Here is a 23,148-nt window from a genome sequence, read left to right as displayed (position 1 = left end):
ATGAGCACCGGAAGCGCATCCCCAGCCGACGCCCCCCGGGAGCAGGGCCGCACCCTGCGCCTGATCTGGCCGCAGTGGCAGGGAGCCGGGCAGGAGATGGTCGCCCAGCTGCTGCCCGAAGCGCCCCTGGATCGGGCCCGCCGCGGCTACGCCCTGGGCGCCCGCTTCCTCGAGGCCATGCTGCCCGAGCACGACGGACCCACCGAGGTGGTCCCGGTCCCGCAGGAGGAGTCGGGCTCCACGGGCGGCATCGAGTCCCGCGAGCAGATCCTCGCCTCCCTCGACGCCGCCCAGGAGATCCTGTCCCGGCACGGGGACGCGCCGCGCATCCTCACCCTCGGCGGGGAGTGCTCGGTGAGCGTCGTCCCCTTCACCGAGCTGGCCCGCCGCCACGGGGAGGACCTCGCGGTGGTGTGGATCGACGCCCACCCGGACGTCGACACCCCGGAGACCGGCTACGACGGCTACCACGCGATGGCCGTCTCCGCGATCGTCGGGCAGGGAGACCCGGAGATCCTGGACAGGCTGCCGGCGGCGGTGGATCCCGCGCGGGTGGCCCTGGCCGGGCTGCACGACGGCGAGCAGGACGCCCTCGCCCACCTCGACGAGTGGGGTCTGAGCTCCTTCTCCCCGGCGGATCTGCGTGAGAGCACCCGCCCGCTGCTGGACTGGCTGGCCGGGACCGGGGCGGGCAAGGTCGCGGTGCACCTGGATGTGGACGTCGTGGACAGCGACGAGGCCGCGCTCGGTCTCGGCCTGGTGCCCGGCGGGCTGACTCGGGCGCAGGTGCGCCGCATCATCGCGGACCTGGACGAGGCCGCCGACGTCGTGGGGCTGAGCATCGCCGAGTTCATCCCCCGCTCCGTGCTGGCCATGGAGGCCCTGGTGGACGGGCTGCCGCTCACCGAGCGGTAGCGGCCTGCTCCTGCGGGTCCGGGGCGGGCAGTCGGTGCGCGACGCGCCCGCGCATGTCCCGGAACACCCGGACGCTGGCCCACACCACCGCGGTGAGCGGGACCGCCAGCAGCGCCCCGGCCACCCCGCCCTCGTGGGCCCCGATCGCCAGCACCGAGATGATGACCACCCCGTGCAGGCTCAGGGCCGAGCCCATGACCTTGGGCTGCAGCACGTGGTGCTCCACCTGGTTCACGATGATCACCACGATCGTCAGAATCACCGCGGCCGCCGGGCCCGCCGCGACCAGGGCCACCAGGGCCGCGGCGAAGCCGGTGACCAGGGCGCCGACGATCGGGATGAACGCGCCGAGGAAGATCAGCGCGGCCAGCGGGAAGGCCAGCGGCACGTGCATCACGAGCATCGCCGTCAGGTCCACGATCGCCGCGAAGGCCGCGATGATGACGGTCCCGCGGATGTAGCGGCCCAGCACGTGCACGCTGGCCCGCCCGGCCTCATTGGCCCGCTCGGTCAGCCGCTGCGGCAGCCACCCCACCAGGAAGGCCCACATGCGGGGCCCGTCCAGGAGGAAGAAGAACAGCATCACCACCATCAGGAGGGACCCGGCCAGCAGCTCGGTGACCACTGAGACGCCCTCCACCGCGCTGGAGCCGGCGTCGCTGGTGCGCAGGTACTCCCCGGCCTTGAGCAGGTACTCGTTCAGGTGCGTCTCGTCCAGGGGCACTCCCCAGCCGGTGAGGATCTCGGCGAGCTGGTTGGCCCCCTGCTGCGCCTGGGCGGAGAGGTCCGGCCACTCCTCGATCACCGTCATCACGATCCCGGAGATGATCGCGGCCAGCACCAGCAGGATCGCCAGCAGCGCGGTGACCGCCGCCCCCACCCGGGAGAAGCGGGCGCGGGTGCGCAGAGCCCGAATGATGGGGTTCATCGCAGCGGCGATGATCAGGGCGATCAGCAGCGGCAGCGTCACCAGCTTCAGCGTCGCCGCCAGCCACACCCCCAGGCCGACGACGCCCGCGATCAGCAGGGTCTGCAGGCACCGGATCGCGGCCCGCCCGTAGGCGTCGCGCCACAGGCCCCGCACGGGGGCGGCCGGCGACGCGGCGGGGGTGGTCTCGGCCGGCTCGGCCGCGGGGGTCTCCATGACTCCACACCCTAGACCCGCACCCGTCCCGCCCGCCCGGGCGCGGGCAGCTGGGAGTCTCCTGGGGATCCGGTCACGCTCGGATCACGCGGCGGCACCCGAGCGCCCCGACGGCGAGGCTCGAAACCCGGTCCCGGCAGCGGTGCGCCCCGCCGTCGCCGGCCGCGACGGGGCGCCGCACCCGGGGTGACCGTCCCGTGACCTTCTCGGACCGCGGATCACGGCCCGGTGAAGCCCCGGCGCGGCGGGCCTACGGTGGGGGTGTCCCCCGGGAGGAGACCCCTTCCGCGGGCAGCGACACGCAAAGGAGCATTCGGATCATGACCCGCCATCCTCAGCACCGCATCGCCGCCGTCTCCGCCGCCGGAGCCGCCCTCGCCCTGGGCGCCGGCATCCTGGTGGCCGGTCCCGCGCAGGCCGAGGACGCCGCGTCGACGCCGACCGGCACCGCGACCTCCACGCAGCAGACCACGGCTCAGCAGGCCGCCGCCTCGCAGAGCCCCGAGTCCTTCGCGAACCTGGCCCTCGTGCGCTCGGCCACCGAGCCCACCGTGTACTGGCTGAAGGCCCCCGCCCCGAACGGGATCGGCGAGGTGCCCGCCCCCGACGGGACCTACAGCGTGGATCTGACCAGCGGGGATCAGCACGAGCACTTCGAGGTCACCTCCCACGAGGGTCGGCTGGATCTGAAGGACTCCCACATCCTGAAGACCGCCGCCTTCGACCCGCAGATCACCGTTCAGTGGGTGGGCTGAGGCCCGCCCCCTCCCCCGACGCCCGAGCCCGCGCGCGCACCCTTTCCCGGAGGCGCTGCGCGGGCTCTCGCGTGTCCGGATGAGGCGGCGTGAGGGGTGATCCTCAGGTGCCGCAGTAGGTGGTGAACCCGCGGGTCTGCGCCCCCGACGGTGCGCCCAGCCGGGTGTTGCCGGGCCGGTGCTCGAAGGGGTGGGAGACGGCGTCGAGGATCTCCAGCACCGGGCCGATCTCCCCCGCCTCCGCCGCGTCCAGGGCCTCCTGCAGCGCGTGGTTGCGCGGCACGACCCGCGGGGCGCTTCGGCGCATCAGCGCGGGATCCGGCCCCAGCTGATGCCAGCGGGCGAGCCACTCCCGGAAGCGCGGGTCCGCCGCGAGGCCGGGGTCCGGGGAGGGGTCCGCTCCCGGCTCATCCCGCGTGCCCTCCGCGGCGGGTTCGGCCCGCGGCCGGGCGCCGCGGGAGCCATGCCCGTCGGCCCGCGCGGGATCCCCCGACTCGGCCACAGGGATCAGGGCGCCGAAGGTGTCCGTGTGGTCCGCGGCGTGCTGGGCCATCAGCCCCAGCAGGTCCTCCACCGCAGCGGCGGTCGAGGGCGCGGCGGCCTCCCCCTGCACCCGCAGCCCGATCCTGGCGGCGAAGAGCCGGAGCCGCTCGGCCTCGTAGACGGGCGGGAATCCCGCGAGCGCCTCCTGGGCGAGGTCCACGGCCCGGTCCGGCTCGGCGTCGAGCACCGGCAGCAGAGCTTCCGCGAAGCGGGCGAGATTCCACTGCGCGGCCGCGGCCTGGTTCCGGTATCGGTAGCGCCCGGTGCGGTCGATCGAGCTGAACACGGCGTCGGGGTCGTGGGCGTCCAGGAAAGCGCAGGGGCCGTAGTCGATGCCCTGCCCGGAGATCGCCATGTTGTCCGTATTCATCACCCCGTGGACGAAGCCCACCGCCTCCCACGCGGCCACCAGCCGCGCCTGGGCGAACACGACCCTCCGGTACAGCTCCAGCGGCGGGTTCGCGGCGTCGGCGGCCCCCGGGTGGTGGCGGGTGATGCACCAATGCGCGAGCCGGCGCACCAGCTCCGGTCCCCCGGTGCTCAGCGCGTACTGGAAGGTGCCCACCCGCACGTGGCTGTCCGCGACGCGGGCGAGCACTGCTCCCGGCAGCTGGACGGTGCGCCGCGGGTCCATCCGGTCCGGGCGGGACACGAGGGCCCCGGTGGCGGCCACCCCCAGGGACCGGGTGGTGGGGATGCCCACGGAGTGGAGGAACTCCCCGACCACGTGCTCGCGCAGCATCGGGCCCAGGACCGCATTGCCGTCGGCGGCTCCCCGAGCGAAGGGGGTGCGTCCGGTGCCCTTCAGGTGCAGCTCCCGCAGGGACGCCGGATCCGGGGCTCGGCGGGCACCGGTCGCCGCGGCGGCGGGTGGCCGGGGCGGTTCGGCCCCGGCAGAGGCGCAGCCGCCGGCGGTCTTGGGCGGGGCGGCATCGACGTCGGGGAGGTCACCCAGCAGCAGGGCCCGACCGTCGCCCAGGCGCGGGGACCAGCCGCCGAACTGGTGCCCGGCGTAGGCCAGGGCGGCGGGCCGGGTGCCGGCGGGCAGGTCGGTGCCGGTGAGCAAGGCGGCACCGGTGCGGGTGCGCAGGCGCTGCGGGTCCAGGCCGAGCTGTGCCGCGAGCCCGTCGTTGACGAGGACGCTGCGCGGAGCCGGTGCAGACTGCGCGCGCCACGCGATGCCGAGCTCGGGGAGATCCCGAAGGAAGGAGGAGCGCATGCCCCCAGTCTCCCACCGGGATGCGGGGGCGGCAGGCCCCTCGGGGGATCAGGCGTCGTCGACGGCGGCGCGCAGCTGCCGGTACGCGTTCAGCGCCGCCGGCATCCCGGTGTACGGGGCGCAGTGCAGGATCGCGGCGGCCACGGTCTCCCGGGACAGGCCCGCCCGCAGGCACCCCTTCACGTGCACGGCGACCTGCGGGGCCAGCCCCATCGCCACCAGGGCGCACAGGATCAGCAGCTCCCGCTCGGCCGTCTCCAGGCCCTCCCGGGACTCGAAGTCCCCGAAGGCGAACTCGGTGAGCAGCCGCGGCAGGGCCGCGCCCGCGGCGGTGCCGTCGTCGAACTCCTCGCGGATCTCATCCCCGTACAGCCGCTGCTGCAGGACCGTGCCGCGTTCGAAGCGCTCCTCCTCCGGCGTCGCGGTGCGCGGGGCGAGGGGCAGCTGGACGCCGGCGGCGCGCAGTCCCTCGTTCATCGCGGCGATCGCGTTGAGGGTGCGCGGGAAGCCGAGGAACGGGGCCAGCCCGTAGATCGCCTCGCGGATCTGCTCCGGGGTGGCGCCGACGTGCAGGGCGGCCCGCGTGTGGGCGGTGAGCTGGCCCGGGCACTGCATCGCGGCGAGGATCGTGACCGTGATGAGCTCGCGGGTGCGGTCCTCCAGCTCCCCCACGGAGAACACCTGCCCGAAGATCACCCGGCGCAGGATCGCCATGAACTCCGGGTCATCCCCGGCCTGCGGGTCCGGGGCCGCCCCGAAGAGCCGCTCGAAGACCTCATCGCCGCGTCGGGTCAGCTCCTCCGACATCGCCATCACCTCATCGGCCGGTTCGCTCCGCCCGGTCTCGGGCGGTCTGCGCACCTCCCGTTCTACCCCGACGACGCCCCGCGCGGCAGTCCCCGCCCAGGGGAGGCACCGCGAGGGCCCCTCTCGGAGGCCCCCCGGCGAACGCCGTCGAGGGGCGCCGTCGGGGAACGGCGGCTCAGACGACCTGCGTGAGGACCACCCCGTAGAAGGCGAGGATCATCGCGATGATGGGGGCGAACGCCAGGAGATGCGCCCACCGGTTGGTCACCAGCACCGCCGCGTACTCCCGCAGGAACGCCGAGGGGACGTAGTACCCGGCCGTGCGCGAGCCCACCGCGCGCCCCCGCAGTCCGGCCTTCCGCAGGAGCATCGCGGCCCGGTACACGTGGTAGTCGCTCGTGGCGACCACCACGGGCCGGTCGGGGTCTTCCAGCAGCTCCCGGGAGAACAGGAGGTTCTCCAGGGTGGTGGTGGAGCGGGTTTCCGGGCGCAGGTGCTCCGCGGGCACGCCGCGGTCCGCGAGGTAGCGGCGCATCGCCTCCCCCTCGGGGATCACCTCATCCGGGCCCTGGCCGCCGCTGGGGATCATCACCGGGGCCCGCCCGCGCGCCGTCTCCCGGTGATACACCTCCAGGCCGCGATCCAGCCGCCCGGCCAGCAGCGGCGTCGGCTCCTCCCCCTTCAGCCCGGCGCCGAGCACGATGATCGCGTCCGGGGCGAAGCGCCTGGCGAGCTTCCGGTACCCGACGGCGGAGGTCAGGAACCCGAGGAAGAAGAACGCGACGTACGCGGTGGCCGCGAAGAGCACCGAGTAGATCGCGGCGAAGACCACCAGCACCGCGTCCTGACGCAGGGCCCCGGTCGCCGCGAGCACGACGGGCAGCGCGGGCAGCAGCACCATCCACGCCCCGGCGGCGAAGGAGAGCAGGGTGGCCGGGCGCCGCCCCTCCTTGCGCATGATGGTGACCCCGTTGACCAGCAGGAACACCGTGAGCACCAGGTACCCCAGGCACAGACCCAGGAACACCAGCAGGGCGATGACGCCGCCGACGACGTCCACCCACGGCACCCGCGCCGACCCAGCCAGACGCAGGACGGCTCCGATCAGCAGCACGACGCCGATGGGCAGGATGATGCCGTAGCGCAGCCGGTGCCCGGCCCGGCGGAAGCCCACCAGGCAGTACACGACGACGCCGAGGGCGATGGCCAGGTGCAGGACGCCGTCGACGGCGGGGTCCTGCAGGATGTCGCGGATGCTCACGAGCCGGATGCTCCGTTTCTCATCGGGTCGCCGGGGATGGCCGGGCACGGGCCATTCTGCCCTGTCCGGACCCGAGGGCGCCGGCGCTTCTCCGGTGCCCCCGCATCCCGCAGGCATCCCCAGCGCCTGTCGCCTCTGGACGCACAACGGGAGATGCCGCGCAGTCCGGGAGATCTCCTCTCCCGTTCTGCGCGGCATCTCCCGCGGAGGAAGGGCCGAGCCAGCGGCGGCCCACACCGGCGCATCCGGTGCGGCCCAGCCCGGCGCGTCCGGGCGGTCAGTGCAGGATCGGCACCAACCCGGTGATCGGCGCGGTCGCCGTCGGCACCTCGAAGCGCACGGCGTGGCTGTCGATCGGGCTGCGCCGGTCCACCAGCACGTTGACGACCAGCAGGGCCAGACCGCCCATGGAGAAGGCGACCGCGACCCAGCCGGTGGAAGCCCAGCCGCCGCCCATGCCCATCACGGTGCCCGCGACCAGCGGACCCACGCCGTTGGCGAGGTTGAAGGCCACGTGGTTCATGGCCGCAGCCAGGGTCTGGGCGTCCCCGGCGGCCATCATCAGGCGGGTCTGCAGCGGCACCACCAGGCCGCCGCTGGCCCCGATCATCACCATGGCCACCCCGGTCAGCCACGCGTTGCCCACGCTCACCGCGTACAGCGCGGAGGACAGCCCGAGCACCGCCTGGAAGCCCAGGGCGGAGTACAGCAGCGTCTCGTGCTTGATGAATCCGGCGAGGAAGCTGCCCGCCGTGGACCCCACGCCGTAGAGCATGAGGATCAGGGACAGCGCCCAGCCCGGGCCGGCGCCGGTGGCCTGGAAGGCGGAGGTGAAGTAGGAGTAGATCGCGAAGATCCCGCCGAAGCCCACGGCGCCGGTGACCAGGGTCAGCAGCACCTTGGGGTTCTTCAGCGCGGTCATCTCCAGCTTGGCGCTGGTCATCCGGTTGCCCGCGGTGTTGGGGGCGGTGCGCCACAGGGCCACGAGGACCGCGGCGGCGATCGCGCTCATCAGCACGAAGCACAGCCGCCACCCGGCCACGTGCCCCAGCAGGGTGAAGGCCGGGACGCCCACGATCGTGGCGACGGTGATGCCCAGCTGCACGTTGGACACGGCCCGCGCCTGCTTGGTGGGCAGGGTCAGGCTGGAGGCGAAGAGCATGGCCACCCCGATGAACGCCCCGTGCGGGATGCCGGAGAGGAACCGGGCCAGCACGAGGGTGCCGATCGTCGGGGCCGAGGCCGCGAAGAGGTTGCCGAGGATCAGCGCGGCGAGGAGGGACAGCATGAGCGGCTTGCGCGGCCACTTGGCCCCGAAGACCGAGATGATCGGCGCGCCGATGACGACGCCGAGCGCGTACGCGGTGATGATGTGGCCGGCGGTGGACTCCTGGGTGCCCAGGTCCGCGGCGATGGACGGCAGCAGGCTCATCGAGGCGAACTCCCCCGCCCCGAACGCGAACGTCCCCATGGCCAGCCAGAATGTGACCAACCCGACTTTTGGTGATGCGTGACGCATGGTGAACAGTCGATTCTCCGACATGATCCCTCCCTTCAGCAGTGACTCGAGACAGCTCACCGTGCGGCGCTGCGCGGCGGGCAGGCGCCCGTCCGTCCCCGGCAGGCACGGAGGAACAACGGGAGACCTGCCGCCATTATTTCGCGATCGGGGAAAAAGATCTGTGAAATCCGTGTTACGTCCGGATATGTGGCTCATGCCATTTATCAGCATGGTCTGGTGTGAGCGCTAACGGCGCGTGGGGGCGGCATCGTCAGTCGCGGCGGACACGCTCCGTCGGTGTCGGTAGGCGCAGGTGCTGCCGATGCGCGCATGGAACACCCCGCCATCCCTCCCCCTCGAGCGCGGTGTTGGGAGCGGTTTCGACGTTCTGGAGCGTTCTCGTGGCTCCCGAACGCCGAAACCGCTCCCACACCGGGGGAAGGGGCCGAGGAGGGGGGCGGTCGGCCACCGCGGAGGCCCTTCCTACGCCTCCGGGATGTCCATGCCGAAGGACTCCAGGGTGATCTCCTCCGGCTCGGGACCGCCGCGCACCCCGCCGTCGAGGGCGTCGATGCGGGCCATCTCCTCCTCGGACAGCTCGACGTCGAAGACGTCCAGGTTCTCCCGGATGCGGTGCTCGTGCACGGACTTGGGGATCACCTGCACCCCGTGCTGCAGGTGCCAGCGCAGCATGACCTGCGCAGGGGACTTGCCGTGCTCCTCGGCGATGCCGGTGATCACCGGATCCGTGAGGGTGGAGGTCTGCCTGCCGTCGATGCCGCGGTAGCTGGTGATGCCGCCGATGGGCGACCACGCCTGGGTGAGGATCCCGTGCTCGCGGTGGAAGGCCTGCAGGTCCGCCTGGCGGAAGTACGGGTGGGATTCGATCTGGTTCACGGCCGGCACGACGTCGGTCTCGGCCAGCAGGCGCTCCAGGTGCGGAACCATGATGTTGGAGACGCCGATCGCCCGGACCTTCCCCTCGGACAGGAGGGACTCCAGGGCGCGGTAGGCGTCCAGGGTCCGCTCGAACTCGGAGGGCAGGGCCTGGTGCAGGATCAGCAGGTCCAGCTGGTCCACCTCGAGCTTGCCGACGGCCTTCTCGAAGGCGTGGCGGGTCTGGTCGTAGCCGTAGTCGGAGATCCAGACTTTCGTCTCCAGGAACACCTCCTCGCGGGAGATCCCGGAGGCGCGCAGGCCCTGCCCAACCTGCTTCTCGTTGCCGTAGGCGGCCGCGGTGTCCACCAGGCGGTAGCCGGTCTCCAGGGCGGTGCGCACGGCGTCGGCGGTGTCCTCCGGGGAGGACTGGTACACGCCCAGCCCGATCACGGGCATCTCGACGCCGTTGTTCAGGGTGAAGGTGCTGTCTGCGGTGAGCTTCTCGGTCATGCCCCCACCCTGACCCCTGATCCCGAGTCTCAGCCAGGGACTGTCAGTACCTGTCTCGCGATCGCGCTTCCCCGGCCCGCTACCCTGACCCCATGCGCATCCGAACCGCCGAGCACCGCGATGTCCCCGCCATCACCGGGATCTACAACGATGCCGTGGAGAACACCACCGCCATCTGGAACGACGCGACGGTGGACGACGCCGACCGGCTGAGATGGCTCGCCCGGCACCGGGAGGCCGGCCAGCCGGTGCTGGTCGCGGTGGATGAGGACGACGCCGTCCTCGGCTACGCGACCTACGGGCCGTGGCGGGATTTCGACGGGTACGCGCGCACGGTGGAGCACTCGGTGTACGTGCACCGGGACGCCCGGGGCGGCGGCATCGGCCGGGCGCTGATGGAAGAGCTGATCGACGCGGCCCGCGCGCGGGGCATGCACGTGATGGTCGCCGGGATCGACGCCGGGAACACCGGATCCATCCGCCTGCACGAGCGGCTCGGCTTCACCCGGGTGGGGCTGCTGCCACAAGTGGGGCGCAAATTCGACCGGTGGCTGGACCTGGCGTTCCTGCAGCTGACCCTGGACTGAGGGGCGGGTGCGGCTGCGGCTGCGGCTGTGGACGGTTTGGGAGCGGTTTCGACGTTTGGGAGCGCAGAGAACACTCCCGAACGTCGAAGCCCCTCCCAAACCTGCTGAGTGGGGCCGGCACAGCCGGGCCGAGGGTGCGAGAAGATGAGGGGATGAGCACCGCCGCGCCGAAGCCCCTGCCCGTCCCTCCCTTGGAGCACACGGTGGAGGCGGTGGTGCGGGCGGTGGGCGCCGTCGTCGACGCCCCAACCCTGCGCGCGACCGAGGCGGCGGCCCGGGCCTTCCTCGCGGGCCCCGGTCCCGCCCTGCAGGAGCGGCTGCGGCAGCGAGCGACCCGGGAGGCGTCGGCCGGTCGCAGCTGGCTGTCCGCGTGGTGGCTGCGCGACTACCTCGCGGTGCGCGAGCCGCTGCCGCTGAGCACCAACGTGGCCTTCCAGATCAACCCGAGCTTCCTGGATTCGACGTGCGGGGAGCCGACGGACGCGGACGCGGAGGATATGGGGTCGGGGGATGCCGATCCGGGGCGGACGGACGGGGCTCCCGACGTCGGGCGGGCGGCGCGGTTCATCCACCGGGCCGCGGCCGTGCACCTGACCCAGGCTCGCGGGCAGACCCCCCAGGAGACGGATCCCCGCGGCAACCCCGTGGATATGACCCAGTGGGAATGTCTTGCCGGCGGGCTGCGGCATCCGCGACCGGGGGTTGATGAGATCCTGGCGCCGCGCGCGGGGGCCGCGCACCGGGAGATCGGGGTGTTCCGGGTCGGCCGGCTCTACGCGGTGCCCGTCGCGGACGACGACGGCGCGCCCCTGCCGGTCTCCACCCTCACCGAGTCGCTGCGGGCGGTGCTGCGGGCAGCGGCGCGGAAGACCGAGCAGGACCAGGAGGCCCCGGGAAGCCGGGTCTCCGTCATCGCTCCCGGGGCGCTGCCGTTCGCGGCGGCCTCGGCCCTGGGCAGCGGCGAGCTGGCCCCGCTGCTGGCAGAGGCCCTGCAGGATCCGCGCAACGCCGCGACGTATGCGCGTCTGCGGGATCTGCTCTTCACGGCGACCCTCACGGACGAGGTGCTGGAGGATGCGGAGCACCTGCGGCGCCTGGCCTTCGAACCCTCCCGGGTGTGGGCGCTCCGCCCGATCAGCTACGAGATCGGCCTGCGCGATGACTGGCTGTGCCTGCACGCCGAGCACTCCACCGTGGACGGGGCCACCCTGGTCGCCGCGATCCAACGGATGCAGGAGGCAGCGGAGGACGCGGGCGGGTCCTCCCGGGTGGTCTCCGGCTCGGCCCCGGCCGAGGCCGGGCGGTGCGTCGAGCGGGCCGCGGCTGGGGAGAACCGGCCGGAGGAGACCGCGACCCGGGACTCGGTCCAGGGGCCGGCGGAGCTGGTGTGGCACTGGCCCGACGCCGCCTGCGCGACGATCCGGGACGGCTTCGCCCGCGGGCGCGAACGGGCGCGGGAGCTGAAGACAGCCATCGTTCGCGTCCCGCGACCGCCGGCGGAGGGACTGCCGCTGAAGCTCAGCGTCGATGCGGTCTCCCAGTTGATCCTCACCGTTGCCCAGCAGCTGGCCTACAGCCGCACGCGCGCCGTATATGAAGCCGTGGACATGCGAGAGTATCGGGCCGGGCGCACCGAGTGCCTGCGGCCGGTGACGCCGGAGGCCGTGGCCTTCGCCCACGCTCTGATCAGTGAAGATGCCGCACTCGACATGTTCTCCGAGGCGCTGGAAGCTCATCGCTCCTGGGTCAAGGCCTGCAAGCGCGGGGAGGGCGTGGACCGGCACCTGCTGGGGCTGCGGCGCATCGCCGCGGAGGGCCGTGATGTCGACGCCCCGGCGCGGGCGTTCCTGGAGGACCCGGGGGTGGCCGCGGCGACGACCGACTTCCTGTCCACCACCTCGATCGGCGGGGCGCAGCAGATCGTGCGCTACGCCTTCGCGCCCACCGTCCCGGAGGGCTTCGGCATCAGCTACACCCCGCACCCGGAGGCCATCGAGTACTGCCTGACCTGGCACCGGGACACCGCCGACGCCCCGGAGGAGTTCCTGGCCGCCCTGCCGCGCGCGGCGACGCTGCTGGGGGAGTTCGTGCGCGGGCTCGGGCAGTGACCCGCCGGGCCTGAGCTTGCGACCCGCCCGGTTCACCCGATCCCGGACACCAGCACCCCGATGCCGAGCAGTGCGCCTCCGAGGATCCAGCGCGCGGTGGCGCCCCGGGAACTCCGCGCTGAGGCGTCACCCAACTGCCCGGCGACCAGCTGCCACAGGAGCACCGCGATGCCGCAGGCGAAGCCCAGCCACGCCAGGGCCAGCGCCGTGGAGGACCCGAAGATCCCCAGTCCCAACCACGCCATGGGCACCGCGCCCAGCAGCCAGTGGCCACCGAAGATCACGGCGATCGGCAGGAGCACACCGATCAGCCAGGCGGGACGAGCCGGAACACCCGCGCGCCACCAGGAGCGAGCCGCGACCAGCTGCATCCCCACCCCGAGCAGGAAGGTCACCGAGTACAGGAGGTCGAAGGGCACCGCCATCTGCACGACCCACACCGCCAGCACGATCAGCGCCAGCAGCATCAGCGCCCCCGGCCCCCAGATCCCGGCCCCGACCCGTCCGGAACCCCCGCCGCCCGGCGTCGACGGCGACGACGCGGCGGACAGCGCCAGACCCACCCACAGCACGCTCCCGGCCCAGGCCAGGCAGGCGATCCCCAGGCCCGCCGTGACCGCCCGACGACGCGCGACCCCGGCCTCCGAGCACGCCGCATCGTGGATGCCGCAGCTTTCCGGACCGACCATGGGCAGCATTCCCGCAAGCACCGCGACCGTGAGCACCATGAGGCCGCAGGTCAGGAACGGAAGGCGGCGGCGGGCGGTGTCGCTCATGGGCCCATTGCACCACAGGCCATCACCCCTGGGAACCAGATTCGGGACGGGTTCGCCGCTTCGGGACGGGATATTCCGGTCCCGAAGCGACGAACCCGTCCCGAATCGATCGGAGAGATGGGAGAACAGGGCTGAGAGCTCAGGCCCGGGCGGCCCCGCCCTTGCGCAGGGTGATCTGCCAGCTCGCCGAGCCCGTCTCGCGGAAGTCCTCCACGGCGTGCCCGTCCTTGGCGGCCCACTGGGGGATGGCGTCGGTGGCCTGGGTGCAGTCGAAGTCGATGACCAGCCTGTCACCGGCGGACAGTTCACCCATGACCCGCTGGGCCTGCAGCAGCGGGAAGGGGCAGACCGCGCCGAGGGAGTCCAGGGCGTAGCGGCCGTCACCGAGGTCGCGCACCTGCTCCTTCTCCTCGAGCCGCTGCAGCACCCCGACGCCGCCCGGGGCCATCGCGATCCCCGCGAACACGGTCGACGCGGCGGCGGGAGCGCCGACGGAGGGCCCGGCGGGGGCAGCGGGGACGGACCCCGCCGACGTCGCCTCCCGGTCCTCCTCCGGCAGGGCCTGATCCAGGCTCTGCGCGGTGGTGTAGGTGCCCTCAGCCTCAGACCCGGCGCCGGCCCCGGTGGCGGCGGGCCGGTCGCGCACCGGGGCCAGCCACAGCTTGGCGCCCAGGCCGACGCCCAGGGCGATGAAGACCAGCGCGACCCAACCCTGCACGGTGAACAGGCCGGTCTGCACCATGCCATTACCGACGGTGCAGCCGCCGGCCAAGGAGGCGCCCACGCCCATCAGCACGCCGCCGGCCGCCGCGCGGACGGTGGTCTGGGCGTCGGGCACCCGCACCCGGAACTCCCCAGTGGCCTTGGCCGCGAGGAACGAACCCGCGAGCAGGCCGAGCACCAACAGCACGCCCCAGTCCAGCTTCTGCGGCTCCCCGGTGATGAGGAACCCCATGAGGTTGGACGACGGCGTGGTGATGCCGAGACCGTCGTTGCGTCCCGTCGCGGCGGACAGCGGCCAGGCGATGACGCCGAGCAGCCCCACCAGGATCCCGGCGCTCCACAGTCCCAGCGGGCGCTGCCACGTCGGGCGCCCGTCCAGGCGCGCGGGACGGGGCCGGGCGGCGTCGGCCCGGCGGTAGCGGGCCACCGCGAGCGCCGTGATCACGGCCAGACCGACGGCGAAGACCCAGGCGGGCAGGCCGAGGGCCTCCGGGATGGTGGTCAGCCCCGTGGTCCCGGACTTCATCCAGGTGGTGAAGCCGCTCAGCGGACCGGACTTCATCACGGCCGCGGAGGTGGCGTACAGGGCCAGCGCGACCCAGGAGCCCACCAGCCCCTCCCCGGAGCGGTACCAGGTGCCGGAGGCGCAGCCGCCGGCCAGGACGATGCCGAGGCCGAAGACGAGTCCGCCGATCACCACGGCCGCCGGGGCGAAGGCCGGGTACTCGGGGGTGATCGCCCCGGTGGCGGTGAGGAGTGCCAGGCCCAGCCCGTGCACGGAGATCACCACGAGCAGGGCGGTGAACCCGCGCCACGAGCGCTGCAGGAAGATGTCCCGGAGCATCCCGGTGACGCAGAAGCGGCCGCGCTGCATGATGATGCCGAGGAGGATGCCGATGCCGAGTCCGGTGAGGATCATGGGTGCCCCGTTTCCGTCGCGAGTGGGTGGCCCGCCGATCGCGGGCCTGGCCCGAAGCTACGCGGGCGGTCGCGGCGTCGTCGAGGGTCGCGTCATCCGGGGACACGACGACGCCGGCGGTCATCTCCCGCAACGCAGCGGTGGGCAGCCCCGCCCGACAGGAGATTCGGGACGGGTTCGTCGCTTCGGGACGGGATATTCCGGTCCCGAAGCGACGAACCCGTCCCGAGACGAGGTGATGGGCGACGGGCGGGGGCGCTCACGACCGGAAGTAGTCCTGCGCCGTCGCGAAGCCGCCGGCCCGCTCGAAGTCCTCGCGCACCGCGGCGGCCAGGGCGTCGTCGTGCAGGAAGTCCAGGGCGGCGCAGGCCAGGCCGAAGGCCCCGTCCATCCCGGCCCGCTCGGCGTCGGGGGTGCCCGCGGCGGCGGCGAACTCCCGGGTGTGCAGCCCCACCCCGTCGGCCGAGACCCGGATCAGCGGGTGGATGCCCGGCACCCGGTGGCTGACGTTGCCGAAGTCCGTGGAGGCCGCCAGCACCTCGGAGACCGTCCCGCCCGGGTACGGGTCCCGCCCCCGACGCCGCTGGGCCAGCACCCACCGATCCGTGAGCGGCCCGTTGGAGCGCACCGGCAGGGTCGCCGGCGCCTCATCCCACCGCACCTGCGCCTCGACGCCGGCCATCATCGCGGCCCCGCGCAGCACCTGCTCCACCCGCGCGGACAGCTCCGCCAGGGTCTCCGGGTCCTGGGAGCGCACATACAGCAGCATCTGCGCGGACTCCGTGATGATGTTCGGCTGGCTGCCGCCCTCGGTGATCACCGCGTGGATGCGGTCGGTGGGCGGGGTCTGCTGACGCAGCAGCCCGATCCCCTGGTAGGCCAGGCTCGCCGCATCCAGCGCGTTGCGGCCCAGGAACGGGTGGGAGGAGGCGTGGGCGGCCCGCCCGGTGAAGCGCACCCGGCAGTCCCGGCGCCCCAGCCACGCCTGGTCCGCGGTGTCCGTGAAGTAGGAGTGGACCATCACGGCGGCGTCGAGATCGTCGAAGGCGCCGTCCCGGGCCATGAGCTCCTTGCCCGCCTGCCCCTCCTCCGCGGGGGTGCCGAGGAAGACCACCCGCCCGCGGAAGGCGCGGGGCTCGGCGCGCAGCAGGTCCGCGAGCGCGGTGAACGCCCCCAGCCCGGCCACGGCGATGACGTTGTGCCCGCACCCGTGCCCGATCTCCGGCAGCGCGTCGTACTCCGCGAGGATGCCGACGGTGCGGTCCCGCGTCGGGTCGAAGTCCTGCGAGCGCACCTCGGCGCGCACGGCGGTGTCCAGCCCGTGGGCGGGACGCTGCGCCGCGATCCCGTGGGATGCCAGGTGGCCCACGACGACGTCGGCGGCGTGGTGCTCCCGGAAGGCGGTCTCCGGGTGCTCGTGCAGGTCGTGCAGGATGGCGGTCAGCTCGCCCTCCTGGGCATCGACGGCGCGCTCCAGGGCGTCGACGACGGCCGCGGGGGCGCCGTCGTGCGGGGCGAGGTGGTGCTGGGCGGTCTCCCGACGCCGTGCGGTGCGTCGCTCGAGGATCTCCAGGTACGGATGTGATGCGTCTCCCATGGGAAAACGCTATCAGTCCGCTGTGCGCCCTCCTCTCCCCTCCCGGCGCAAAACGGGACATGCTTCCCACATCGGGACGTGTAGCGCCCAGATATGGGAAGCATGTCCCGTTTTGCGGAGGGGAGAGGGTGGGAGAGGGAGAGGGGGAGAAGGCTAGGGGCGGAGCATGACCTTCACGGCCTCCCGCTGATCCATCAGCCGATACGCCTCGGCGGCCTCCTCCAGCGGCAGGACGCGGTCGAAGACCTTCCCCGGGTCGATCTCCCGGTCCCAGATCCGCCGGATCAGGTCCGGCAGGAACCGACGCACGGGGGCGGGCCCGCCGTGCAGGTGGATCAGGCCGAAGAACAGCTCATCCCCCGGCAGCTGGACGTCGTGGGAGACCCCCACGTACCCCACGTGCCCACCGGGGCGGGTGCTGCGGATGGCCTGCATCATCGAGCCCTGGTTGCCCACGGCCTCGATCACGCTGTGCGCGCCGAGCCCGTCGGTCAGCTCCTTGATCCGCGCCACGCCGTCGTCCCCGCGTTCGGCGACGACGTCCGTGGCCCCGAACCGGCGGGCCAGGGCCTGCCGGTCTTCGTGCCGGGACATGGCGATGATCCGCTCGGCCCCGAGCTGACGGGCCGCGAGCACGCCCATCAGGCCGACGGCGCCGTCGCCGACCACGGCCACCGTCTTCCCCGGCCCGGCCTGGGCGGCGTCGGCGGCGAACCACCCGGTGCCCAGCACGTCGGAGGCCGCCAGCAGGGACGGGATGAGGTCCTCGTCGGGCTCCCCTGGCAGACGCACGAGGGTGCCGTCGGCCCACGGGATGCGGGCCCTCTCCGCCTGGGTGCCGATCTCCCCGTGCACGAACACGGCGTGCACGCACCGGGACTGGTACCCGGCCCGGCAGATCTCGCAGGTGTTGTCCGAGATGACGAAGGAGCCGACCACCCAGTCCCCCGGGGTCAGGGTGCTCACCTCATCGCCGACCTGCTCCACGACGCCCACGTACTCGTGGCCCATGGGCAGGTCCTCACCGGGGTCGTCCCCGCGGTAGGGCCACAGGTCCGAACCGCACACACAGGCGGCTTCGATCCGGATGACGGCGTCCTTGGGGTCCTCGATCCTCGGGTCCGGGCGCTGCTGCACCCGGACGTCTCCGGCGCCGTGCAGGACGACTCCTCGCATGATGGCTCTCCTTCAGCTGTGGATGATCGCGGCCGTAAGCCGCACTTCTGTGGTGCCCCGTCTGGGGTCAGGGGCGGCGGACGTAGTCCTCGTCGCTGACGTGCTCCAGCCAGGTGGTGGTGGTCGACGGGTCCTCGGCGTTCTCCAGCATCGCCAGGTGCTCCATGAAGTGCTCCGGGTCCGCCCCGTGCCAGTGCTCCTCCCCGGCGGGGCAGTACACGGTCTGCCCGGGCAGGGCGCGCAGCACCTCGCCGTCGCGGGTGCCGAACAGGGCGACGCCATCGGTGACGTGCAGGGTCTGCCCGTGGGCGTGGGAGTGCCAGGCGGTGCGCGCGCCGGGGGCGAAGCGCACCTTCGCGACGACCATCCGCTGGCCCTCCTCCTGGGGGACGGCGATGGGGTCCACCCACACGTCCCCCGTGAAGTTCTCCGGCGGGTTCTTGGTCGTCGCCCCGTGCTCGATGACGCGGTGTGCCATGGTCATGCCTTCCTCTGGTTCTCGATGGTCTGGTTCCCGTTGGTCTGATTCCCGGCGACCTGCCCGGTGCCCTGATGCTTCGCCGCACCCCGCCGCTCGGCGGCCTGCTGCGCGGCGTCGGCCGCCGCGTCGGTCGCGGCGAGCGAGGCCAGCAGCCGCAGCTTCTGATCCGCCTCCGAGCCGGCCGGGGCGGAGTAGACGTAGAGCACCTGCCCCGGGTCCGCGGTCACGGCCAGCTCCTCGTAGGCCAGCTCCAGCCGCCCGACCTCGGGGTGGTCGAAGCGCTTGAGGCCGTTGCCGTGCACCCGCACGTCGTGGGCGGCCCACAGGGTGCGGAACAGGTCGCTGCGGGTGGACAGCTCCCCCACCAGCTCCTGGATGCCGCGGTGATGCGGGTTCCGGCCGGCGTCAGCCCGGAGGATGCCCACGCACATGCGGGCCATGGTCTCCCACTCCGGGTAGAGCGTCCGGCTGGCGGGGTCCAGGAACTGGAAGCGGGCCAGGTTGGGCAGGGCGCCGACGGAGCCGATGGCCGGGGCGTAGAAGGCCCGACCCAGGGCGTTGACGGCGAGCATGTTCTGGGCCTCGTCGCGCACGAACGCGACGGCGCCGGTGATCGCATCCACCATCTGCTGCAGGGCCGGGCGCACGGGCGCGGGCCCGACGCCGCCCCGGCCGGGATCCCGGGAGTGCGGGGAGCGGGTGCGCTCGGCGGGGCGGGCGAGGTCCAGCAGGTGGGCGCGCTCGGCGTCGTCGAGCTGAAGGGCCGCGGCCAGCCCGTCCAGCACCGCCGGGGAGGCGCTGGCCAGGGCGCCGCGCTCCAGGCGGGTGTAGTACTCGACGCTGATCCCGGCCAGCTGCGCCACCTCGGAGCGACGCAGCCCCGGCACCCGGCGGGGACCGGGCCCGGCGGGCAGGCCCACCCGCTCCGGGGTGATCTTGGCGCGCCGCGAGGAGAGGAATTCGCGGATCTCGGCGGATTGGTCCATGTCTTCGAGGCTAAGCCGCACCGGGCGCCCGGAGGGAGACCCTGACAGGGCACCCCACCTCCTCCTCTTCCGCAAAACTGGAGATGCTTCCCATATCGGGACGTGTAGCGCCCAGTTATAAGAAGCATCTCCCGTTTTGCGCAGAGAAGGGAAGGGGCGCGTCAGTCGAGGTGCTCGGAGAACTGCTTGCGGATCTGCTCCGCGGTGACCGTCGGGATCTCGGCGGTCAGCGGCCGGTCCTGGGAGATGAGGCGGCGCTTGACCACCTGCCACATGACCGCCAGGAACCCGAACCAGACGGGGCTGACGTACAGCGCCACGCGGGTGTCCGGGGACAGCGCCAGGCAGCAGGCGATGAACGCGAAGAACGCCAGCGAGATCCACGGGGTGACCTTGGGGAAGGGCACCCGGAAGCGGGAGGCCTCGTGGTGGGTGGGGTGGCGCCGGTGGTATAGGATGTAGCTGACGACGATGGTGCCCCACGTGAACAGGATGTACGCCGAGCACAGGGAGCTGACCATCGTGAACGCCTGGGTGAGGGCGTCCCCGGCCAGCAGCACCGGCACGGAGGCGAACAGGAACACGGTGGAGAAGAAGACCGCGTTGCGCGGCACCCCGCGGGAGGAGGCGAAGCGCAGCCAGCGCGGGGCGTGCCCGTCCTTGGCCAGGCCGTAGGCCATGCGGGTCGCGGAGTACACCCCGGAGTTGGCGCTGGAGGCCGCGGAGGTCAGCACCACGAGGTTCACCACGAAGGCCGCCCCCGCGAAGCCGACGTTGCCGAACATCGTGATGAACGGGCTCTGGGCGGGGTCGATGGAATCCCACGGGGTGACCATCATGATCACCGCGAGGGAGCCGATGTAGAAGATCGCGATGCGCAGCACGATGGAGTTGACCGCGCGCGGCAGGTTCCGGTGCGGGTTCTCCGTCTCCGCGGCGGTGGTGCCCACCAGCTCCACCCCGATGAAGGAGAAGATCGCCAGCTGGAAGCCCATCAGGAAGCCGTGGAAGCCGGTGGGGAAGAAGCCGCCGTGGTTCCACAGGTGCGCGACCTGCGCCTCCTGCCCGGCCGGGTTGCGGAAGCCGGTGGCCACCAGGATGATGCCGACGACGATCAGCGCGAGGATCGTGACGATCTTGATGATCGCGAACCAGAACTCCGTCTCCCCGAAGGCGCGCACCGGCTGCAGGTTCAGGAGGATCAGGCCCAGCGCCGTCGCCACGGCCGGCAGCCACACGGGCACCTCGGGCCAGAAGTACTGGACGTACGCGGTGATCGCCACGAGGTCCGCCACGCACCCGATGACCCAGGACAGCCAGTAGTTCCAGGCCACCATGAACCCGGCCCACGGCCCGATCTGGTCCTTGGCGATGTCCCCGAAGGTCTTGTAGTGCAGGTTGGACAGCAGCAGCTCCCCGAGCTGGCGCATCACCAGGAACAGGATGAAGCCGATCAGCCCGTAGACCAGGAGGATCGCGGGACCCACCAGGTGGATGGTCTGCCCGGAGCCGAAGAACAGGCCGGTGCCGATGGCCCCGCCGATCGCGATCAGCTGCAGGTGGCGGTTGTGCAGCCCGCGGGCCAGCCCGCCTTCGTTCTCACCGCTGGCGACGTCGGCCGGGACGCGCCCGGAGGACGCCGCGGCGTCGGGGGTGCTCGCGGGGGATTCGGTCATGGCTGGGCCTTCCGTGGGGGCCGACGCCGCACGCCGACCGGTCGAATGCTTCCCTCAGCATATGGGGTGGTGGCCCACGGTGATCCAGGCTACCCCCGGAAAGGTTTCCGGCGGTTTTCCCCGCCGCGGTCGTCTCACGGTGCGGAACAAGTCAGTGTGCGGAACGGGCGGAGCGCTCCCTCAGTCCCCCAGGCCGCGGGCCAGGCGGGTGAGGGTGCGCAGCACGGCCTCGGTGACCTCGGCCTCGGTGACCTCGACCTCGTCGTCGGGGGTGCGGAAGGACTGCATCTCCCGGTGCAGCCGCTCCATCTCCCCGTCCATGGACGCGGCGGAGTCGGCGGTGCGGGTGAGGTCGGCGACCAGCCCGGAGGGGACGTCGCCGTCGTACTTGTAGAAGATCTTGTGCTCCAGGCGGGCCCAGAAGTCCATGGCGATGGTGCGCAGCTGCACCTCCACCGGCACGGTCACCGGCCCGGTGGACAGGAACACGGGGATCTCCAGGATCAGGTGCAGGCTGCGGTACCCGTTGGGCTTGGGGCGGGCGATGTAGTCCTTCTCCACCACCAGGCGCACGTCGTCCTGGCGGCAGAGCATATCCCGCACCCGGTACACATCCGCGGTGAAGGAGCAGATCACCCGCACCCCGGCGATGTCCGTGAGGGACTCTCGGATCTGCGCCAGGGAGCCCAGCCCGCGCTTCTGGGCCTTGCGGGCCAGGCTGTCCAGGGACTTCAGGCGGGAGGAGAAGCTCTCGATCGGGTTGTAGGAGTGGATGGCGGACAGCTCCCGACGCAGCACGCGCACCTTGGTCTCCACCTCGTCGATGGCGCACTCGTACTCCAGGAGGAACCGCTCCACCGTCCTGCGGTGCCGGCTCAGCTCCGCCGGATCCAGGGCCTCGGACCCCAGCACGTCCCCCATGGTCAGTTCCGTCCGGCGCCCTGCCAGGCGCGGTCGTAGAACTCCTGGGAACGGGCCTCCAGCAGCAGCCGGTAGTCCTCGGGGCTCAGCGACTGGGCGGAGCCCTCCGGGATCTTCTCGGTGAACGCGGAGACGCCCAGCCCTGCCTCGTGGTCCTTCAGCTCCAGGCCCGCGGCCTCGAGCATGGTCGGGTACATGTTCAGCTGGTCCGCCCCGGAGCGCAGGGCGCCCTTCTTCCGGTCGGCTTCCGGCACCCAGATGCGGTTGAAGATGGTGCGGTTCGGGTGGTCGTCCAGCTCCTCGTGGAAGGCGTCCCCGGCGCTCATGTGCTTGAGGTGGTCGCCCATGATGACGACGGCCGTGTCCTCCAGGTACCCCTTCTGCTTCATGTACTGCACGTAGTCGGCGACCTGGTTCATCGAGCAGGCGTACACGGAGGTGACCTCGCTCTGGGTGTCCACGGAGCAGTAGTCGAACACGTGCACCGGCTCGTGGGTGTCCAGGGTCAGCATGGAGAGGTTGAAGGGCTGCCCGGTGTGCTGGGCTTCGGCGTGCAGCTGGTCGATCTCGTCCTTGGCGTGGGCCATCAGCCGCTGGTCGCTCAGGCCCCAGTCGCTGCGGAAGTTCTCCTCGGGCTCCCCGGCGGCGCGCCAGTCGTGGAGGTCCTTCTGCTCGTCGTAGCCGTGCCCGCCGAGGAACTTGCTCTTGGCGGCGAAGTCGCCGTTGGCCCCGCCGAGGAACACGTTCTTGTACCCGTGCTCCTTGAGGACGTCGCCCATGCAGGTCAGCCCGCCCAGGTACGCCGCGTTCTCGTCCTTCTCCGCGGAGTCGGCGATGGAGCTGGAGCCGGAGCCGCCCTTCAGCGGCACACCGCACTGGGTGGAGACGATCCCGGCCATGGTCCACCCCCCGCCGTCGTACTGCCGGTAGTCCGGGATGGACTGCCAGCCCTCAGCTTCGGAGGTGGCCTCCTCCAGGCCCTGGAAGGCGTCCTTCTCGAACAGCTGGTCATCGGCCAGGGTCTGCTCCCCGGATTCCAGGTAGATGACCACGAGGTTGCGCTTGCCGGCGTCGGAGGTGACGGTCGGGGCCGCGTAGTAGTCGTCCAGGGTGTACGGGGAGTTGGCGGCGCGCAGGTAGTCGCGGATGCCGACGGTGCTGGCGAAGGCGCTCGTTCCGCCGATGCCCAGGGCCAGAACCGAGAGCGTGGCGAGGATGTTGCGGGGCCAGCGCCAGCTGCGCGGCGGGCGGGGGGCGCCGTCGGCCATGCGCCGGCGCACCACCCGGCGGCGCCAGGCGATGATCCCGGCGACGGCGAGGGTCACCACCACGGGCAGCACGCCGACGCCGAGGATGCCCTTCCAGACGATGGCCCCGCCGCCGCCGTCGGTCTGCACGGAGAAGAGGTTGGTGCGCAGCTGGTCGAAGGTGATGGGGCCCCAGTAGTGGCGGATGCCGAGGGCGGCGATGAGGCAGGTGAGGCCCAGCCACAGCAGCAGGTAGGCGAGGATCCGGCCGAGCACCCGCCCGACGGCGCGGGTGGCCGTGCCGATGCGTCCTGCCATCGTGTGCTCTCCTCCTCGCGTGCGCGCTCCACCGGGGGACACCTCGGGATGGGCCATGCGGATTCATGGCGGGGACGCGCCGAACCCATCGAAGTCTAA

Annotated in this window: 19 protein-coding genes; 4 read left to right on the top strand and 15 right to left on the bottom strand. The window is 72.4% G+C overall.

What is annotated here, in order from left to right:
* Positions 1 to 915, top strand: coding sequence for an arginase family protein (locus tag KKR01S_RS01965; protein WP_061225159.1), 915 nt, complete (start codon positions 1 to 3; stop codon positions 913 to 915).
* On the opposite strand, the gene KKR01S_RS01960 is transcribed toward KKR01S_RS01965, so the two are convergent.
* The gene (locus KKR01S_RS01960; RefSeq protein WP_061225158.1) at positions 902 to 2,059 is read right to left on the bottom strand and encodes an AI-2E family transporter; all 1,158 of its coding nucleotides are present in this window, start codon (positions 2,057 to 2,059) and stop codon (positions 902 to 904) included. The two genes, KKR01S_RS01965 and KKR01S_RS01960, sit on opposite strands and share 14 nt — an antisense overlap.
* Positions 2,060 to 2,379: 320 nt before the next feature.
* Here KKR01S_RS01960 and KKR01S_RS01955 point away from each other — a divergent pair, with 320 nt between their 5' ends.
* Positions 2,380 to 2,814, top strand: a complete 435-nt coding sequence (locus KKR01S_RS01955) for a hypothetical protein (RefSeq protein WP_058730791.1) — start codon at positions 2,380 to 2,382, stop codon at positions 2,812 to 2,814.
* A 103-nt stretch (positions 2,815 to 2,917) separates the two neighbouring features.
* Here the strand turns inward: KKR01S_RS01955 and KKR01S_RS01950 are convergent, their stop codons facing one another.
* The 5 genes from KKR01S_RS01950 to KKR01S_RS01930 form a co-directional block, all read right to left on the bottom strand.
* On the bottom strand, positions 2,918 to 4,576 hold the full coding sequence (locus tag KKR01S_RS01950; RefSeq protein ID WP_061225157.1) for a protein adenylyltransferase SelO: 1,659 nt from the start codon (positions 4,574 to 4,576) through the stop codon (positions 2,918 to 2,920).
* Positions 4,577 to 4,624: 48 nt separating this feature from the next.
* The gene (locus KKR01S_RS01945) at positions 4,625 to 5,437 is read right to left on the bottom strand and encodes a carboxymuconolactone decarboxylase family protein (protein WP_244884080.1); all 813 of its coding nucleotides are present in this window, start codon (positions 5,435 to 5,437) and stop codon (positions 4,625 to 4,627) included.
* Between the two features lie 121 nt (positions 5,438 to 5,558).
* Positions 5,559 to 6,644, bottom strand: coding sequence for a YdcF family protein (locus tag KKR01S_RS01940; RefSeq protein ID WP_165590130.1), 1,086 nt, complete (start codon positions 6,642 to 6,644; stop codon positions 5,559 to 5,561).
* A 277-nt stretch (positions 6,645 to 6,921) separates the two neighbouring features.
* A complete protein-coding gene (locus KKR01S_RS01935; RefSeq protein WP_058730236.1) occupies positions 6,922 to 8,115 on the bottom strand; it encodes an MFS transporter in 1,194 nt (397 codons plus the stop codon).
* A gap of 513 nt (positions 8,116 to 8,628) precedes the next feature.
* Positions 8,629 to 9,534 (bottom strand): aldo/keto reductase, encoded by a 906-nt coding sequence (locus KKR01S_RS01930; RefSeq protein ID WP_061225155.1) that lies wholly within the window; start codon positions 9,532 to 9,534, stop codon positions 8,629 to 8,631.
* Between the two features lie 92 nt (positions 9,535 to 9,626).
* Between KKR01S_RS01930 and KKR01S_RS01925 the strand changes: the two genes are divergently transcribed.
* Both KKR01S_RS01925 and KKR01S_RS01920 read left to right on the top strand, forming a co-directional pair.
* Complete coding sequence (locus tag KKR01S_RS01925; protein WP_058730238.1) at positions 9,627 to 10,121, top strand: GNAT family N-acetyltransferase; 495 nt, start codon at positions 9,627 to 9,629, stop codon at positions 10,119 to 10,121.
* A gap of 152 nt (positions 10,122 to 10,273) precedes the next feature.
* Positions 10,274 to 12,229, top strand: coding sequence for a choline/carnitine O-acyltransferase (locus tag KKR01S_RS01920; protein ID WP_061225154.1), 1,956 nt, complete (start codon positions 10,274 to 10,276; stop codon positions 12,227 to 12,229).
* 32 nt (positions 12,230 to 12,261) lie between these two features.
* On the opposite strand, the gene KKR01S_RS01915 is transcribed toward KKR01S_RS01920, so the two are convergent.
* The 9 genes from KKR01S_RS01915 to KKR01S_RS01875 all read right to left on the bottom strand — a co-directional run bounded on the left by KKR01S_RS01915 (position 12,262) and on the right by KKR01S_RS01875 (position 23,049).
* Positions 12,262 to 13,005 carry a hypothetical protein gene (locus tag KKR01S_RS01915; protein WP_061225153.1) on the bottom strand — a complete coding sequence of 248 codons (744 nt, stop codon included), beginning with the start codon at positions 13,003 to 13,005 and terminating at the stop codon, positions 12,262 to 12,264.
* A 139-nt stretch (positions 13,006 to 13,144) separates the two neighbouring features.
* Positions 13,145 to 14,647: a YeeE/YedE thiosulfate transporter family protein gene (locus KKR01S_RS11515; RefSeq protein WP_061225152.1), complete on the bottom strand. Its 1,503-nt coding sequence runs from the start codon at positions 14,645 to 14,647 to the stop codon at positions 13,145 to 13,147.
* Between the two features lie 259 nt (positions 14,648 to 14,906).
* Positions 14,907 to 16,244 carry a M20 family metallopeptidase gene (locus KKR01S_RS01905; protein WP_081101461.1) on the bottom strand — a complete coding sequence of 446 codons (1,338 nt, stop codon included), beginning with the start codon at positions 16,242 to 16,244 and terminating at the stop codon, positions 14,907 to 14,909.
* Between the two features lie 153 nt (positions 16,245 to 16,397).
* Positions 16,398 to 17,420, bottom strand: a complete 1,023-nt coding sequence (locus KKR01S_RS01900; protein ID WP_058730364.1) for a zinc-dependent alcohol dehydrogenase family protein — start codon at positions 17,418 to 17,420, stop codon at positions 16,398 to 16,400.
* 67 nt (positions 17,421 to 17,487) lie between these two features.
* Positions 17,488 to 17,904 (bottom strand): (R)-mandelonitrile lyase, encoded by a 417-nt coding sequence (locus KKR01S_RS01895; protein ID WP_224799973.1) that lies wholly within the window; start codon positions 17,902 to 17,904, stop codon positions 17,488 to 17,490.
* Positions 17,901 to 18,887: a helix-turn-helix transcriptional regulator gene (locus KKR01S_RS01890; protein ID WP_081101460.1), complete on the bottom strand. Its 987-nt coding sequence runs from the start codon at positions 18,885 to 18,887 to the stop codon at positions 17,901 to 17,903. The genes KKR01S_RS01895 and KKR01S_RS01890 overlap by 4 nt, the downstream gene beginning before the upstream one ends.
* A gap of 161 nt (positions 18,888 to 19,048) precedes the next feature.
* Entirely contained in the window at positions 19,049 to 20,563 is a 1,515-nt protein-coding gene (locus KKR01S_RS01885) for an amino acid permease (RefSeq protein ID WP_061225150.1), read from the bottom strand.
* 180 nt (positions 20,564 to 20,743) lie between these two features.
* Positions 20,744 to 21,484 carry a GTP pyrophosphokinase gene (locus KKR01S_RS01880; RefSeq protein WP_061225149.1) on the bottom strand — a complete coding sequence of 247 codons (741 nt, stop codon included), beginning with the start codon at positions 21,482 to 21,484 and terminating at the stop codon, positions 20,744 to 20,746.
* A 2-nt stretch (positions 21,485 to 21,486) separates the two neighbouring features.
* Positions 21,487 to 23,049, bottom strand: coding sequence for an LTA synthase family protein (locus tag KKR01S_RS01875; RefSeq protein WP_061225148.1), 1,563 nt, complete (start codon positions 23,047 to 23,049; stop codon positions 21,487 to 21,489).
* Positions 23,050 to 23,148: the final 99 nt, after the last annotated feature.

The organism is Rothia kristinae NBRC 15354, from assembly GCF_001570865.1.
GTDB lineage: Bacteria > Actinomycetota > Actinomycetes > Actinomycetales > Micrococcaceae > Rothia > Rothia kristinae.
The sequence above is the reverse complement of the archived record's forward strand: the minus strand, read 5'-3'. Positions and strand labels throughout refer to the sequence as shown.